The organism is Pseudomonas moorei, from assembly GCF_042846945.1.
Taxonomy (GTDB): Bacteria; Pseudomonadota; Gammaproteobacteria; order Pseudomonadales; family Pseudomonadaceae; genus Aquipseudomonas; species Aquipseudomonas moorei.
The window spans coordinates 1069848-1084701 of sequence record NZ_AP035776.1; the positions used below are offsets into that span (position 1 = coordinate 1069848).

The 14854-nt window shown below is 61.1% G+C and carries 14 protein-coding genes; 7 read left to right on the top strand and 7 right to left on the bottom strand.

Features of this window, described 5'->3' with window-relative positions:
* Positions 1–57: 57 nt before the first annotated feature.
* Positions 58–387 (bottom strand): thioredoxin TrxA, encoded by a 330-nt coding sequence (trxA, locus tag ACGJAX_RS05095; RefSeq protein WP_003206727.1) that lies wholly within the window; start codon positions 385–387, stop codon positions 58–60.
* 121 nt (positions 388–508) lie between these two features.
* On the bottom strand, positions 509–1216 hold the full coding sequence (locus ACGJAX_RS05100; RefSeq protein ID WP_247254377.1) for a FadR/GntR family transcriptional regulator: 708 nt from the start codon (positions 1214–1216) through the stop codon (positions 509–511).
* Positions 1217–1472: 256 nt separating this feature from the next.
* Here ACGJAX_RS05100 and ACGJAX_RS05105 point away from each other — a divergent pair, with 256 nt between their 5' ends.
* The 5 genes from ACGJAX_RS05105 (at position 1473) to ppx (ending at position 5952) form a co-directional block, all read left to right on the top strand.
* Complete coding sequence (locus ACGJAX_RS05105) at positions 1473–2258, top strand: transporter substrate-binding domain-containing protein (protein WP_047534861.1); 786 nt, start codon at positions 1473–1475, stop codon at positions 2256–2258.
* A 22-nt stretch (positions 2259–2280) separates the two neighbouring features.
* A complete protein-coding gene (locus ACGJAX_RS05110) occupies positions 2281–2949 on the top strand; it encodes an ABC transporter permease subunit (protein WP_390957680.1) in 669 nt (222 codons plus the stop codon).
* The gene (locus ACGJAX_RS05115; protein ID WP_090326456.1) at positions 2946–3596 is read left to right on the top strand and encodes an amino acid ABC transporter permease; all 651 of its coding nucleotides are present in this window, start codon (positions 2946–2948) and stop codon (positions 3594–3596) included. The genes ACGJAX_RS05110 and ACGJAX_RS05115 overlap by 4 nt, the downstream gene beginning before the upstream one ends.
* Positions 3583–4320: an amino acid ABC transporter ATP-binding protein gene (locus ACGJAX_RS05120; protein ID WP_090326459.1), complete on the top strand. Its 738-nt coding sequence runs from the start codon at positions 3583–3585 to the stop codon at positions 4318–4320. Before ACGJAX_RS05115 ends, ACGJAX_RS05120 begins: the two co-directional genes overlap by 14 nt.
* 129 nt (positions 4321–4449) lie before the next feature.
* Positions 4450–5952, top strand: coding sequence for an exopolyphosphatase (gene ppx, locus ACGJAX_RS05125; RefSeq protein WP_090326463.1), 1503 nt, complete (start codon positions 4450–4452; stop codon positions 5950–5952).
* Positions 5953–6067: 115 nt separating this feature from the next.
* On the opposite strand, the gene ppk1 is transcribed toward ppx, so the two are convergent.
* Both ppk1 and hemB read right to left on the bottom strand, forming a co-directional pair.
* Complete coding sequence (ppk1, locus tag ACGJAX_RS05130) at positions 6068–8287, bottom strand: polyphosphate kinase 1 (RefSeq protein ID WP_090326467.1); 2220 nt, start codon at positions 8285–8287, stop codon at positions 6068–6070.
* Between the two features lie 18 nt (positions 8288–8305).
* Complete coding sequence (hemB, locus tag ACGJAX_RS05135; RefSeq protein ID WP_090326469.1) at positions 8306–9319, bottom strand: porphobilinogen synthase; 1014 nt, start codon at positions 9317–9319, stop codon at positions 8306–8308.
* A 207-nt stretch (positions 9320–9526) separates the two neighbouring features.
* Here hemB and ACGJAX_RS05140 point away from each other — a divergent pair, with 207 nt between their 5' ends.
* Positions 9527–10159 (top strand): DedA family protein, encoded by a 633-nt coding sequence (locus ACGJAX_RS05140; RefSeq protein WP_090326472.1) that lies wholly within the window; start codon positions 9527–9529, stop codon positions 10157–10159.
* Here the strand turns inward: ACGJAX_RS05140 and ACGJAX_RS05145 are convergent.
* The gene (locus tag ACGJAX_RS05145) at positions 10140–11375 is read right to left on the bottom strand and encodes a sterol desaturase family protein (protein WP_390957684.1); all 1236 of its coding nucleotides are present in this window, start codon (positions 11373–11375) and stop codon (positions 10140–10142) included. The genes ACGJAX_RS05140 and ACGJAX_RS05145 overlap by 20 nt on opposite strands.
* Before the next feature lie 115 nt (positions 11376–11490).
* On the opposite strand from ACGJAX_RS05145, the gene elbB reads away from it, so the two are divergent.
* On the top strand, positions 11491–12159 hold the full coding sequence (gene elbB / locus ACGJAX_RS05150) for an isoprenoid biosynthesis glyoxalase ElbB (protein ID WP_248914523.1): 669 nt from the start codon (positions 11491–11493) through the stop codon (positions 12157–12159).
* Positions 12160–12201: 42 nt separating this feature from the next.
* Here the strand turns inward: elbB and ACGJAX_RS05155 are convergent, their stop codons facing one another.
* Positions 12202–12657 (bottom strand): YaiI/YqxD family protein, encoded by a 456-nt coding sequence (locus ACGJAX_RS05155; protein ID WP_390957686.1) that lies wholly within the window; start codon positions 12655–12657, stop codon positions 12202–12204.
* Positions 12658–12763: 106 nt separating this feature from the next.
* A complete protein-coding gene (locus ACGJAX_RS05160) occupies positions 12764–14662 on the bottom strand; it encodes an FTR1 family protein (protein WP_390957688.1) in 1899 nt (632 codons plus the stop codon).
* Between the last annotated feature and the right edge of the window lie 192 nt (positions 14663–14854).

Here is a 14854-nt window from a genome sequence, read left to right on the forward strand (position 1 = left end):
TATAACGAAAAAGCCCCGCTATTTGCGGGGCTTTTTCATGGCACGCTACAACGACGCTTAGATGTTGGCGTCGAGGAAGGCCGCCAGCTGCGACTTCGACAGCGCACCGACCTTGGTCGCTTCAACGTTGCCGTTCTTGAACAGCATCAGGGTCGGGATACCACGCACGCCATGCTTGGCCGGGGTTTCCTGGTTTTCGTCGATGTTCAGTTTGGCAACGGTCAGCTTGCCTTTGTAAGTTTCGGCAATTTCGTCCAGAACAGGAGCGATCATTTTGCAAGGGCCGCACCATTCAGCCCAGTAATCGACCAGTACAGCGCCTTCAGCCTTGAGTACGTCGGCCTCGAAGCTAGCGTCGCTAACGTGTTTGATAAGATCGCTGCTCATGGAATTCTCCAGGGTTGTAAGCAAAAAAACGTGGCCCATCATAGCTGCCCTTCCCACGTTCAGGAAGCCGCAGTTGATTGAGTCTCGCTATGGTGGTGCATGAGTTTGGGTATAGCCCAAGTCAGGTCGCGGCGGGAGCGACGAAAGCGATTCCGGTGCGCAGGGCGGCATTGCGCACATGCTCATGCATGGCTTTCTGCGCGGCCCCAGAGGCACGCCGGGCCAGCGCCCGCAGGATTTTACGGTGCTCCTGCCAGGTTTCCATGGCCCGCTCGGCCCGGATGAACGGTAGCTTCTGGCTTTCCAGGAAGATGTCGGCGCTGGCGGTCAGGATGCTCAGCATCGCCTGGTTGCCACTGGCGAGCAGAATGCGCCGGTGGAAGTCGAAGTCCAGGCGCGCAGCCGCCTCGAAGTCGCCGGACTTCAGCTCAACGCGCATGGCGGCGACATTGTCTTCCAGCGCATCAAGCTCATCGGTGCTCAAGGTCACGGCGGCGAGCCCCGCCGCAAAACCTTCCAGTGCATAGCGCAATTGAAAGATATCCAGCGGCGAAGCCTGCGCCGCGAACGGCCAGCCCGGTGCGCCCTCGCCTCGCGGCAGCTCCACGGGCGACTGCACGAACACGCCTTTACCGGGCTGGATGCTGATAACCCCCAGCGCACTGAGCGATGACAACGCCTCGCGCAGCGACGCTCGACTGACCCCCAATTGCAGCGCCAGGTCCCTTTGCGAGGGCAAGGCATCGCCCGGACCGAAACCCTGTTCGGTGATCAGTTTGCGGATGGCTTGCAGCGCCACTTCAGGTACGGCGCGGGAGATCGAATTCATGGTTTTCCAGACGAACCAGGCCAATGAGCGGCTAGTTGTAAAGCTATTCGCGGCGCCCGGCAAGTCGTGCCCCATGGGGGTTCGGCGATTTTCTCAGGTGCGCTATGGAGGTGCGAAACAACACCTGACTGTTCAGACCAGTAAGACCTTGCGAAGCCAGCAAAACCGCGGCCTTGGACCCGAGAAACCCCATGTTGGCATGCCCCGTGCTCTGTCGAATCGCAGAATTTACTCCTCGCCGATTCGGAGATTTGCCATGATCCAGCGATACAGCGCCCTCCTCGCTGCCCTGTTTGCCAGTCTGATGCTGAGCCAGGCACCCGCCCACGCCGACGGCCTGGAGGATGTGCTCAAGCGCGGCGTCCTTAAAGTCGCCGTGCCTCAGGACTTTCCGCCCTTCGGCTCGGTCGGCCCGGACATGAAGCCGCGCGGCCTGGATATCGATACCGCCAAATTGCTGGCCGACCAGCTCAAGGTCAAACTTGAGCTGACGCCGGTCAACAGCACCAATCGCATTCCGTTCCTGACCACCGGCAAGGTGGATCTGGTGATCTCCAGCCTCGGCAAGAACCCTGAGCGTGAAAAAGTCATCGACTTCTCCCGTGCCTACGCGCCGTTCTACCTCGCCGTGTTCGGTCCGCCAGACGCCAACGTCAAGAGCCTGGATGACCTCAAGGGCAAAACCATCAGCGTCACCCGTGGCGCCATCGAAGACATCGAACTGACCAAGGTCGCCCCCGAAGGCGTGACCATCAAGCGTTTCGAAGACAACAACTCGACCATCGCCGCCTACCTGGCCGGTCAGGTCGACCTGATCGCCAGCGGCAACGTGGTGATGGTGGCGATCAGCGAGAAGAGCCCGAAACGCGTGCCGGCGCTGAAAGTGAAGCTCAAAGATTCGCCGGTCTACGTGGGCGTCAACAAGAACGAGCCGGCGCTGCTGGACAAGGTCAACCAGATCCTCGTCACCGCCAAGGGCGACGGCGCTCTGGAGAAGAACGCCCTGACCTGGCTCAAAGAACCGCTGCCGGCCGACCTCTGACTCTGCGCGCAGGAGCCCCTTTATGGCTTATCAGTTCGATTTCCTGCCGGCGGTGCAAAACACCGATCTGCTGCTGCGCGGGGCCTTGTTCACCCTTGAGCTGACGGCCATTGGCGCGGTGCTCGGTGTGAGTGTCGGCATCGTGGGAGCCTTGGTGCGGGCGTGGAACATCCGTCCGTTCGCCGGGATTTTCGGCGTCTATGTCGAGTTGATCCGCAACACGCCATTCCTGGTGCAGTTGTTTTTCATCTTCTTCGGCCTGCCCTCGCTGGGCCTGCAGATTTCCGAATGGCAGGCCGCCGTGCTGGCGATGGTGATCAATCTGGGCGCGTACTCCACCGAGATCATCCGCGCCGGCGTCCAGGCGATCCCCCGCGGTCAACTGGAAGCTGCGGCGGCATTGGCGATGACGCGCTTCGAAGCGTTCCGTCACGTAGTGCTGCTGCCGGCCCTGAGCAAGGTCTGGCCGGCCCTGAGCAGCCAGATCATCATCGTCATGCTCGGCTCTGCCGTGTGTTCGCAGATCGCCACCGAAGAGCTGAGCTTCGCCGCCAACTTCATTCAATCGCGCAACTTCCGCGCCTTTGAAACCTACGCCCTGACCACGCTGATCTACCTGTGCATGGCCCTGTTGATCCGCCAGTTGCTCAACTGGATCGGTCACCGATTCGTAGCAAGGAGCAGCCGATGAGCGATTTCACCTTCCTGGACATCGTGCGCAACCTGCTCACGGGCCTGCAATGGACCCTGGCGCTGTCGCTGGTGGCGTTTATCGGTGGCGGCTTGATCGGGCTGCTGATCATGGTGATGCGTATCTCGGACAATCCCCTGCCACGCAACTTCGCCCGCACCTACATCGAACTGTTCCAGGGCACGCCGCTGTTGATGCAACTGTTTCTGGTGTTCTTCGGCGTGGCGTTGGCCGGGGTGGAAATTTCGCCGTGGGCGGCGGCAGCGCTGGCGTTGACCCTGTTCACCAGCGCTTACCTGGCAGAGATCTGGCGCGGTTGCGTCGATTCGATTCCCAACGGCCAGTGGGAAGCCTCGTCGAGCCTGGCACTGAGCCCTCTGGAACAGTTGCGCTATGTGATTCTGCCGCAGGCGCTGCGCATCGCCGTGGCGCCGACCGTGGGCTTCTCGGTGCAGGTGGTCAAAGGCACCGCCGTGACCTCGATCATCGGCTTCACCGAGCTGACCAAAACCGGCGGCATGCTCGCCAACGCGACGTTTGAACCCTTCATGGTCTACGGCCTCGTCGCCCTCGGCTACTTCTTGCTCTGCTACCCCTTGTCCCTCAGCGCGCGCTACCTGGAAAGGAGACTGCATGCCTCTGCTTAGAATTTCCGCCTTGCATAAATATTACGGCGATCACCATGTACTCAAAGGCATCGACCTGAGTGTCGAGGAAGGCCAGGTGGTGGCAATCATCGGGCGCAGCGGCTCGGGCAAATCGACCCTGCTGCGCACCCTCAACGGACTGGAGTCGATCAACGACGGCGTCATCGAAGTCGACGGCGAATACCTCGACGCCGCCCGCGCGGACCTGCGCAGCCTGCGGCAAAAAGTCGGCATGGTGTTCCAGCAGTTCAACCTGTTCCCACACCTGACGGTGGGCGAGAACGTGATGCTCGCGCCGCAAGTGGTGCAGAAAGTACCGAAAGCCAAGGCCGCCGAACTGGCGCGGCAGATGCTGGAGCGCGTAGGACTGGGCGAGAAATTCGACGCCTTCCCCGATCGACTGTCCGGTGGGCAGCAACAGCGCGTGGCGATTGCCCGTGCCCTGGCGATGTCGCCGAAAGTGCTGTTGTGCGATGAAATCACCTCGGCACTGGACCCGGAGCTGGTCAATGAAGTGTTGAGCGTGGTCCGGCAACTGGCCAGGGAAGGCATGACACTGATCATGGTCACCCACGAAATGCGCTTTGCCCGGGAGGTTGGGGACAAGTTGGTGTTCATGCATCTGGGCAAGGTGCATGAAGTGGGGGATCCGAAAGTGCTGTTCGCCAATCCACAGACGGCGGAGCTGGCGAATTTCATTGGCACCGTAGAAGCAACCGGTTAAATCCTCTGTGGCGAGGGAGCTTGCTCCCTCGCCACAGAACCTGCGCAGGATCAAGGCTTTGAACACTGCGCGTTGGCGGCAGCCTTTGATCGTGGCACGATGTCAGGGTTATCGACCGAGACCCTGACCATGCCGCAATCCCAAGCCAAGAATCTGTCCCTGATCGCCGCAATCGACCTGGGCTCCAACAGCTTTCACATGGTCGTGGCCAAGGCCCAGAACGGCGAAATCCGCATTCTCGAACGTCTCGGGGAAAAGGTTCAGCTAGCCGCCGGCATCGACGAGGAGCGCCAGCTCAGTGAAGAATCCATGCAGCGCGGGCTCGACTGCCTCAAACGATTTGCCCAACTGATCAACGGTATGCCCACGGGCGCCGTGCGCATCGTCGGCACCAATGCCCTGCGCGAAGCCCGCAACCGCGCCGAATTCATCCGTCGCGCCGAAGAAATCCTGGGGCACCCGGTGGAGGTCATCTCTGGCCGTGAAGAGGCGCGCCTGATCTATCTCGGCGTGTCCCACACCCTCGCCGACACCCCGGGCAAGCGCCTGGTGGCCGACATCGGTGGCGGCAGTACTGAATTTATCATCGGCCAGCGTTTCGAACCCTTGCTGCGCGAAAGCCTGCAAATGGGCTGCGTCAGCTTCACCCAGCGCTATTTCAAGGACGGCAAGATCACCCCGGCCCGCTACGCCCAGGCGTACACGGCGGCACGGCTGGAGATCATGAGCATTGAACACGCCCTGCACCGCCTGACCTGGGATGAAGCCATCGGCTCCTCGGGAACCATCCGCGCCATCGGCCTGGCATTGAAGGCCGGCGGTCATGGTGCGGGCGAAGTCAACGCCGAGGGGCTGGCCTGGCTCAAGCGCAAGCTGATCAAGCTCGGTGATGTCGAGAAAATCGACTTCGAAGGCATCAAGCCCGACCGCCGCGCGATTTTCCCGGCCGGCCTGGCGATTCTCGAAGCCATTTTCGACGCCCTCGAACTGCAACGCATGGACCATTGTGAAGGCGCCCTGCGTGAAGGCGTGCTCTACGACCTGCTGGGTCGCCATCACCATGAGGACGTGCGCGAACGCACCCTCACCTCGCTGATGGAGCGTTATCACGTCGACCTTGAACAGGCGGCGCGGGTCGAACGCAAGGCCCTGCATGCGTTCGATCAGGTGGCCAAGGACTGGGATCTGGAGGACGGTGTCTGGCGTGAACTGCTCGGCTGGGCCGCCAAGGTCCACGAAGTGGGCCTGGACATCGCCCACTACCAGTACCACAAGCACGGCGCCTACCTGATCGAACACTCGGACCTGGCCGGGTTCTCCCGCGAAGACCAATTGATGCTCGCACTGCTGGTGCGCGGCCACCGTCGCAATATTCCCAAGGACAAATTCGCCGAGTTCGGCGATGACGGCATCAAACTGATTCGCCTGTGCGTGCTGCTGCGCTTCGCGATCCTGTTCCATCACATCCGCGGCACTCAAGCCATGCCTCAGGTCGAACTCAATGCCAATGGCAACAGCCTGGAAGTGGTATTCCCGGAAAACTGGCTGGACGACAACCAGCTGACACAGGCTGATTTCGCCATCGAAGCGGAATGGCTCACCCGGGTCGACATCGTCCTGAACGCTCGCTGAAAACCAGCAAAAGCAAAAAGGGCGATCCAATGGATCGCCCTTTTTTGTGCCCGCGATTCAGCAAGTAACCCACCCCTGTGGGAGCGAGCTTGCTCGCTCCCACAGGTTTTGTGCGTTAACGAACCGTCAGGATCGGGCTGCCCAGGCGCTCCAGCAATGTCGCCTGTGCACTGCGCGGGTTCTGGTTGCCGGTCGGCGTATTGCGGATGTAACGGCCGTCCGACTGCAAGCTCCAGCTGTGGGTGTTATCAGTGAGATACAACTCCAGCTCCTTCTTGACCCGCATGATCAGCTTCTTGCCCTCGACCGGGAAGCAAGTCTCGACGCGTTTGTCGAGGTTGCGCTCCATCCAGTCGGCACTGGACAGGAACATCTGCTCGTCGCCGCCGTTGAGGAAGTAGAAGACCCGGGTGTGCTCGAGGAAGCGACCGATGATCGAGCGCACATGGATATTGTGCGAAACCCCGGCGATGCCCGGCCGCAGGCAGCACATGCCACGCACCACCAGATCGATGCGCACGCCCGACTGGCTGGCCTTGTACAGCGCACGGATGATCTTCGGATCGGTCAGCGAGTTGAACTTGGCGATGATGTGCGCCGGTTTGCCGTCGAGGGCGAACTGGGTTTCGCGGGCAATCATGTCGAGCATGCCCTTCTTCAGGGTGAACGGCGCATGCAGCAACTTCTTCATGCGCAGCGTCTTGCCCATGCCGATCAACTGGCTGAACAGCTTGCCAACGTCTTCGCACAAGGCGTCGTCGGAGGTCAGCAGGCTGTAGTCGGTGTACAGGCGGGCGTTGCCGGCGTGGTAGTTACCGGTACCCAGGTGGGCATAACGCACGATTTCACCGGCCTCGCGACGCAGGATCAGCATCATCTTGGCGTGGGTCTTGAAGCCGACCACGCCATAAATCACCACCGCACCCGCCGCTTGCAGGCGGCTGGCCAGTTGCAGGTTGGATTCTTCGTCGAACCGCGCGCGCAATTCGATGACGGCGGTGACTTCCTTGCCGTTACGCGCGGCATCCACCAGCGCATCGACGATTTCCGAGTTGGCGCCGGAGCGGTACAGCGTCTGGCGTACGGCCAGAACGTGCGGGTCCTTTGCCGCCTGGCGCAGCAGGTCGACCACCGGGGTGAATGACTCAAACGGGTGCAGCAACAGGATGTCCTGCTTGCTGATCACGCTGAAGATGTTTTCGCTGTTCTGCAGCAGTTTGGGGATCTGCGGCGTGAACGGCACGTATTGCAGCTCGCGCTGGCTGTCCAGGCCGGTAATGCTGAACAGTCGCGTCAGGTTCACCGGGCCATTGACCTGATACAGCTCGGTCTCGCTCAGGTTGAATTGCTTGAGCAGGTAGTCGGACAGGTGTTTCGGGCAGGTATCAGCCACTTCCAGACGCACCGCGTCACCGTAGCGACGGGAGAACAGTTCACCGCGCAAGGCGCGGGCCAGGTCCTCGACATCCTCGGAGTCCAGCGCCAGGTCGGCGTTACGGGTCAGGCGGAACTGATAGCAGCCCTTGACCTTCATGCCCTGGAACAGGTCATCGGCGTGAGCGTGGATCATCGATGACAGGAACACATAGTTGTCGCCGGAGCCGCCGACTTCTTCCGGCACCTTGATGATCCGTGGCAACAGGCGCGGGGCCGGAATGATCGCCAGGCCGGAATCGCGACCGAAGGCGTCGATGCCTTCGAGCTCGACGATGAAGTTCAGGCTCTTGTTGACCAGCAACGGGAACGGGTGCGTCGGATCGAGGCCGATCGGGGTGATGATCGGGGCGATTTCATCGCGGAAGTAACGACGAACCCAGGTCTTGAGCTTGGTTGTCCAGTGCCGGCGACGAATGAAGCGGACCTGATGCTTCTCCAGCTCCGGCAGCAGGATATCGTTGAGAATCGCGTACTGACGGTCAACGTGACCATGCACCAGCTCGCTGATGCGGGCCAGGGCCTGATGCGGTTGCAGGCCATCGGCACCGGCCTGTTCACGGGCGAAGGTGATCTGTTTCTTCAGGCCAGCCACGCGAATTTCGAAGAACTCGTCCAGGTTGCTGGAGAAGATCAGCAGAAACTTCAACCGCTCCAGCAAGGGGTAGGACTCATCCAGCGCCTGTTCCAGTACGCGGATGTTGAACTGCAGTTGCGACAGCTCGCGGTGGATATACAGGCTGCTGTCATCCAGGCCCGGAATCGCAATCGCTGGCGCTGCCGCGGCGGTTTCGGCGACCGCTTGCGGAGCGGGCTCCAGCTCCGGCGGGGTTTCGTCGATTTGCTCCACCACAGGCTGAGCGTCTTTTACGGCAACTTCAGTGAGTACTTCGGTATTCATCGAATGTTCCTGGGAGGGCTATTTTTGCTCTCGTAACAATTGAGCTGCGCGAACGGCAAAGTACGTCAGGATGCCATCAGCGCCTGCACGTTTAAAGGCGGTCAGGGATTCGAGGATCACCCCTTCGCTCAACCAGCCATTCTGGATCGCCGCCATGTGCATGGCATACTCGCCGCTGACCTGATAAACAAAAGTCGGCACTTTGAATTCTTCTTTGACCCGGCAGAGGATGTCCAGATAGGGCATGCCTGGCTTGACCATGACCATGTCTGCGCCTTCTGACAAGTCAGCCGCCACTTCGTGCAGGGCTTCGTTGCTGTTGGCCGGGTCCATCTGATAGGAGGCCTTGTTGGCCTTGCCCAGGTTCAGCGCCGAGCCCACCGCATCGCGGAACGGGCCGTAATAGGCGCTGGCGTACTTGGCCGAGTAGGCCATGATCCGCACATTGACATGATCGGCCAGTTCCAGTGCCTCGCGAATGGCCTGGATGCGACCGTCCATCATGTCCGACGGAGCAACGACCTGAGCGCCGGCTTCGGCATGGGACAAGGCCTGCTTGACCAGTGCGTCGACGGTGATGTCGTTTTGCACATAGCCTTCTTCGTCGAGAATGCCGTCCTGACCGTGGGTGGTGAACGGGTCCAGCGCGACATCGGTGATCACGCCCAGCTCAGGGAACCGCGCGCGCAAGGCCCGGGTGGCACGCTGGGCAATACCCTCGGGGTTCCAGGCTTCGGCGGCGTCCAGCGACTTGAGTTCAGGCGGAGTGACCGGGAACAGCGCCAGCGCCGGAATCCCCAGTTCGACCCATTTGGCCGCCTCTTCCAGCAACAAATCGATGGTCAGGCGTTCGACGCCCGGCATCGAGGCGACCGCTTCGCGACGGTTCTCACCGTCCAGCACGAACACCGGCAGGATCAGATCATCGACGGTCAACACGTTTTCACGGACCAGACGACGCGAAAAATCATCACGGCGGTTGCGGCGCAGGCGGGTTGCAGGGAACAAACGGTTGGCGGGGGTAAAGCTCACGGCAGACTCCTGAGCCCGCGCTGACGGGCGAGCGTGACAGTTATAAGCGGCCATTATGACCAACGTGTGACAGTTATGTGCACGCTGCGACAGGTAGCCGCATTCCATTGTCCTTGTAGGAAATGTTCACGTCGAGACACATTTGGACACTTTCCTGAATGTGTACGAAGGGTTAGGCTGCGCGTTCATTTCGCCAGCACCCAGACAATGCTCCAACAATTTCTGCATGACTTCGGCTACTTTGCCCTGTTTCTCGGCACGTTCTTCGAAGGCGAAACCATTCTGGTGCTCGCAGGCTTCCTCGCGTTCCGTGGATACATGGATATCAACCTGGTGGTGGTCGTGGCGTTCTTCGGCAGTTATGCCGGCGATCAGCTGTGGTACTTCCTGGGACGAAAGCACGGGCGCAAGTTGCTTGCGCGCAAACCCCGCTGGCAACTGATGGGTGACCGGGCGCTGGAACATATCCGCAAACACCCGGACATCTGGGTGCTGAGCTTCCGCTTCGTCTATGGGTTGCGCACCGTGATGCCCGTCGCCATCGGCCTGTCGGGCTACCCACCGGGCCGCTACTTGCTGCTCAACGGCATTGGGGCCGCGGTCTGGGCTGCCGCGCTGGCTGCCGCCGCCTATCACTTCGGCGCGGTGCTGGAAGGCATGCTCGGCAGCATCAAGAAATACGAGCTATGGGTGCTGGGCGCCCTGCTCATCCTGGGCCTGATCCTGTGGCTGCGCCGACGCTTCAAGAATGCCCGCCTGGCCAAACAGATCTATGCCGACGAGCAAGCCCTGAAGGCCGAGCGGGCCAAAACCGAAAGTCCTAAGACGCCAGCCGAGTGAAGCGGTTTCTGCAGCAGTAGAGACCGATGCCGCTGAGCAAGCTGTAACTGAGCAGGCCGACCCAGCCCACCGCGCTGGCCGGCCACAGCCCCACCAGCGGCGCCAGCCATACCAGCGGCACGTTCGACACCAGTCGCAATAACTCCAGCTTCAACGCCCACGAGCGATTCTCCAGGGCCACGCCCAGCACGAACAGTCCCAACGCCATTGCACTCCAGCCCAAGACCAGAGCGGTGGTCGACAGGCTCGGCTCCAGATTCATCAAGTAACTGCCCAACGCGATGTAAACGCAGAACTGCAGCAAGACGTAGAGCTGCTGACGCCCGTCCAGCGGCACCTCGAACTTGCGGAACTGGGTCAGGTCCGGTTTGCTCATCGGGTATTTGGCCGCTACGTCCGCCGGCCGCCAACCGGTGCGCATGAACCAGATCCGCAACTTGTCCCAGGTGCTTTGCGCACGCCGGGCATCCGCCCACAACTGCGCATAGAACTGAACGTTCGCCCATATCGGATTCCAGCTCGCCAGCGGCGTGGTCACGCCGAAGATCACCGGTTCGGTGTCGTCTTCTTCCTGGAACGAGCCGAACAGGCGATCCCAAATAATGAACACCCCGCCGTAGTTGCGATCCATGTAAAGAGCGTTCTGTGCATGGTGAGCCCGATGATTGGACGGCGTGACAAAGAACCACTCGAACCAACCGAGCTTGGGAATGTGCCGGGTATGCACCCAGAACTGGTACAGCAGGTTCAGCGCGGCGACGCTGACGAATACCAGCAGCGGCACGCCAACCACCGCCAAGGGCAGGTAGAAGATCCAGCTCAGCAGAAATCCGGTGCTGGTCTGACGCAGGGCGGTGGAGAGGTTGTAGTCCTCGCTCTGGTGGTGCACCGAATGCGCGGCCCAGAGAATGTTGCGTTCGTGGCCCATGCGATGCAGCCAGTAGTAGCAGAAGTCGTAGAAGACGAAGGCGAAAACCCAGACCCAAACGCTGTCGGCCGAAAGCTCGAACAGCGCCAGATGCTTGAGGGCAAAGGCATAAGTGACCAGCCCCACGCCCTTGGTCAGCAGGCCGGTGGTGGTCGACAGCACGCCGGTGCTGATGCTGTTGATCGCGTCCGCCACCCGATAGTTGCTCATCCCGCGCCAACGGTCGGCCAACAGCTCGACGGCAATGAGCACAAAGAAAAACGGCACCGCATACAGAATGAAGTCCATGACGCGCCCTGATCGGAATCCTGGGGACAGATGCTATGTGTAGCCGCGATTTAACCCTATGGCAACGAGTGACAAATTAGTGGACATTTAACGCCATGAATCTGGAGAAAAGCCCATGAGCAAAAAAGTTGCAGTGATCCTTTCCGGTTGTGGCGTGTACGACGGCGCAGAGATCTACGAAAGCGTGATTACCTTGCTGCGCCTGGACCAGCGCGGCGCCCAGGTGCAGTGTTTTGCCCCGGACATCGCGCAGTTGCATGTGATCAACCACCTGACCGGCAAAGAAATGCCCGAGTCGCGCAATGTGCTGGTGGAGTCGGCGCGCATCGCCCGTGGCGAGGTCAAGGACATCCGCGAAGCCAGCGTCGAGGATTTCGATGCCTTGATCGTTCCCGGCGGTTTCGGTTCGGCCAAGAACCTCTCCAACTTTGCCGTCGAAGGCACCGGCTGCACCGTGCAACCAGACGTACTGGCCTTGACCGAAGCCTTTGCCGAGGCCGGCAAGCCGGTCGGCCTGATCTGCATCTCGCCGGCACTGGCAGCGAAGATCTATGGGCCGGGCGTGACCTGCACCATCGGCAACGACGCCGATACCGCAGCCGCCCTGAACAAGATGGGCGCAACCCACAAGGAATGCGCAGTCAGCGAAATCGTCGAAGACAAGGCACGCAAACTGGTGACCACTCCGGCGTACATGTTGGCGCAGTCGATCAGCGAAGCGGCGTCCGGCATCAACAAGCTGGTCGACCGAGTGCTTGAGCTGACCCACGAAAACGACGCCTGACACATCGCAGTGACTGATTTCTGTGGCGAGGGCGGCACACGCTCAGGCGTTGCGCGATAACCGGGTCAAAATCCGATCCAGTGCATTGGCAAACGCCTGCTTTTCCCGCTCGCCAAACGGCGCCGGGCCACCACCCATCTGCCCCTGCTCTCGCAGATCGGTGAACAGGTTACGCACTGCCAGCCGATCACCCATGTTCTGCGCATCGAACTCCTTGCCTCGCGGGTCCAGCGCGGCAACGCCCTTTTTCACCAGACGGTCGGCCAGCGGCACATCGCTGCAGATCACCAACTCCCCAGGCACCGCGTGCTCAACCAGGTAATCGTCGGCCGCGTCCGGGCCGCTCGGCACCACGATCAGCTTCACCAGCGCCAGGCCCGGCTTGATCTGCGGCTGCCCGGCCACCAGCACCACTTCGAAGCGGCGCTTGAGGGCGAACTTCATCACCAGGTCCTTGGCCGCCCTGGGGCAGGCGTCGGCATCGATCCAGACACGCATCAGTTTTTCCTCTTCCAAAAAGCATCGCGAGCAGGCTCGCTCCCACAAGGTTAGCGCTAATCCTGTGGGAACGAGCCTGCTCGCGAATGTGAGCAAAGCGAATGCGTTAAGAAACAGCTACCCGACGCTTCTCAGCCATCCAGCTCCGACCATACAACACAACAATCGCAACTATCGCCACCGCCTGAGCACTCAGCGAATACGCATCGGCATGAATTCCCAGCCAGTCGAATTCAAAGAACGGCACCGGCCGCGTACCGAAGATCCCGGCTTCCTGCAGCGCCTTCACGCCATGCCCGGCGAACACCACCGACAGCGCGCACAGCAGAGCAGCGTTGATGCTGAAGAACAGCGCCAGCGGCAGTTTCGCCGAACCACGCAGGATGACCCATGCCAGGCCGACCAACAGCACCAGCGCCGTTGCCCCACCGGCCAGTACCGCATCGTGACCGGCAGGGCCGGCCTGCAGCCACAGGGTTTCATAAAACAGGATCACTTCGAACAGCTCCCGATAAACCGAGAAAAACGCCAGGATCGCAAAGCCGAAACGCCCGCCCCCGCCCACCAGGCTGCTCTTGATGTAATCCTGCCAGGCCGCGGCATGACGACGGTCGTGCATCCACACGCCGAGCCACAGCACCATGACGCTGGCAAACAGCGCCGTCGCGCCTTCCAACAGTTCCCGCTGGGAGCCGCTGACATCGATCACATACGCCGCCAGCGCCCATGTCCCCAGACCGGCCAACAGCGCCAGCCCCCAACCGACGTTGACACTGCGCACCGCCGATTGCTGACCGGTGTTACGCAAGAAGGCGAGGATTGCCGCCAGCACCAGGATGGCTTCCAGACCTTCGCGCAACAGAATCAGCAGACCAGAGATGAAGCTCAGGGACCAGCTCAAACCATCACTGCCCAACAACCCGGCGGACACTTTCAACTTGGCCTTGGCGGCCTCCAGGCGCTGCTCGACCTGCTCTAACGGCAAGCCATCCTGCAATGACTGACGGTAGGCCATCAGCGATTTTTCAGTGTCTTTGCGCACGTTGGCATCGACGTTATCCAGCGAGCTTTCGACCAGCTCGAAGCCTTCCAGATACGCCGCCACCGACAAGTCATAGGCCTGATCGTTTTCACCGGCGCGATAGGCCGCGATGCTCTTGTCCAGCGTGGCGGCGGTGTAGTCGAGCAACTGCGCCGGGCCGCGCTTGACCTGCGGTGGTTGCGCCCGCTGGGCACGGAACGTCGCAGCCGCTTGCGGGCCTTCCGCCACCTGAACTTCGGATGGCATCTGACGGGCCAGATCGGCAATGTTGTAGACCTTGTCGCTGCTGGCCGCCGCCGGATCGGCACTGAAGCTGGCGACGTAAGTGGCCAGATCCCAGCGCTGACGATCGTCCAGCTGATCGGCGAAGGCCGGCATGTCGGTGCCTTCGACGCCGAGTCCCAGGGTGCTGTAGATCCCGTAGAGGCTCAGGTGATCCAGGCGTGCGGCATCCCGCAGATTGGCCGGTGGCGGGGTCAGGCCGACACCCGCAGGGCCGTCGCCAGCGCCCGCATCGCCGTGGCACACCGAACAATGCTGGGCGTACAGCGGTGCGCCACGAGTTGGGTCCGGGGTTATGACAGGGGCCTGGCTGACCTCGTAGGCCACGGCCAGTTTCGCGCCCAGTTGCCGGGCCTGACGGGCGACATCCGCGCCGTCCTGACGCGCCGTGATCGCCGCATGCAGCGCACTGATGCCCTGCTCCAGCCCGGCTTTTTCCGGCTTGTCCGGCATGGCGGCGACCAGCCCTTGCAGCACCCGGGTGAATTCGAGCTGCTCGCGGTATTCAGACTCGTCAGTGACCTTGCCTGCCTGCACCGTTGCCGGGTAATCCGCACCGATGTAGTCGAGCAGGTGCAGCGCTTTCGGCGCGCCTTCCACCGTGTCGGCCAGCAGATGGGAGCTGCATAAGGCCAGCAACGGCACAAACAGCCAGGCCAGGAAACGGGACGGGGCAATCATGAATGAGTCTCAATTGGAAATACGAAGTAATATATTGTTCACTCTCAATGACTTTCACTCAAGTGTTGTCTGCTCTGCCAGCGTCAGAGCGAAACAAGGAGTCGGCGCCCCCATCGACCGTTCGCCGACCCGCAGCCATGGGTCGTCAGGCCAATCGGGCGCGTTGATCCAACCCTTGCGGCAATAAAAAAG

Bases quoted from the DNA above. Each gene is read 5' to 3' on its own strand.
- ppx (WP_090326463.1), top strand. From the start codon at position 4,450: ATGCCGCAATCCCAAGCCAAGAATCTGTCCCTGATCGCCGCAATCGAC.
- ACGJAX_RS05105 (WP_047534861.1), top strand. From the start codon at position 1,473: ATGATCCAGCGATACAGCGCCCTCCTCGCTGCCCTGTTTGCCAGTCTG.
- elbB (WP_248914523.1), top strand. From the start codon at position 11,491: ATGAGCAAAAAAGTTGCAGTGATCCTTTCCGGTTGTGGCGTGTACGAC.
- ACGJAX_RS05110 (WP_390957680.1), top strand. From the start codon at position 2,281: ATGGCTTATCAGTTCGATTTCCTGCCGGCGGTGCAAAACACCGATCTG.
- ppk1 (WP_090326467.1), bottom strand. From the start codon at position 8,287: ATGAATACCGAAGTACTCACTGAAGTTGCCGTAAAAGACGCTCAGCCT.
- ACGJAX_RS05115 (WP_090326456.1), top strand. From the start codon at position 2,946: ATGAGCGATTTCACCTTCCTGGACATCGTGCGCAACCTGCTCACGGGC.
- ACGJAX_RS05120 (WP_090326459.1), top strand. From the start codon at position 3,583: ATGCCTCTGCTTAGAATTTCCGCCTTGCATAAATATTACGGCGATCAC.
- ACGJAX_RS05160 (WP_390957688.1), bottom strand. From the start codon at position 14,662: ATGATTGCCCCGTCCCGTTTCCTGGCCTGGCTGTTTGTGCCGTTGCTG.
- ACGJAX_RS05145 (WP_390957684.1), bottom strand. From the start codon at position 11,375: ATGGACTTCATTCTGTATGCGGTGCCGTTTTTCTTTGTGCTCATTGCC.
- ACGJAX_RS05140 (WP_090326472.1), top strand. From the start codon at position 9,527: ATGCTCCAACAATTTCTGCATGACTTCGGCTACTTTGCCCTGTTTCTC.
- trxA (WP_003206727.1), bottom strand. From the start codon at position 387: ATGAGCAGCGATCTTATCAAACACGTTAGCGACGCTAGCTTCGAGGCC.
- ACGJAX_RS05155 (WP_390957686.1), bottom strand. From the start codon at position 12,657: ATGCGTGTCTGGATCGATGCCGACGCCTGCCCCAGGGCGGCCAAGGAC.
- ACGJAX_RS05100 (WP_247254377.1), bottom strand. From the start codon at position 1,216: ATGAATTCGATCTCCCGCGCCGTACCTGAAGTGGCGCTGCAAGCCATC.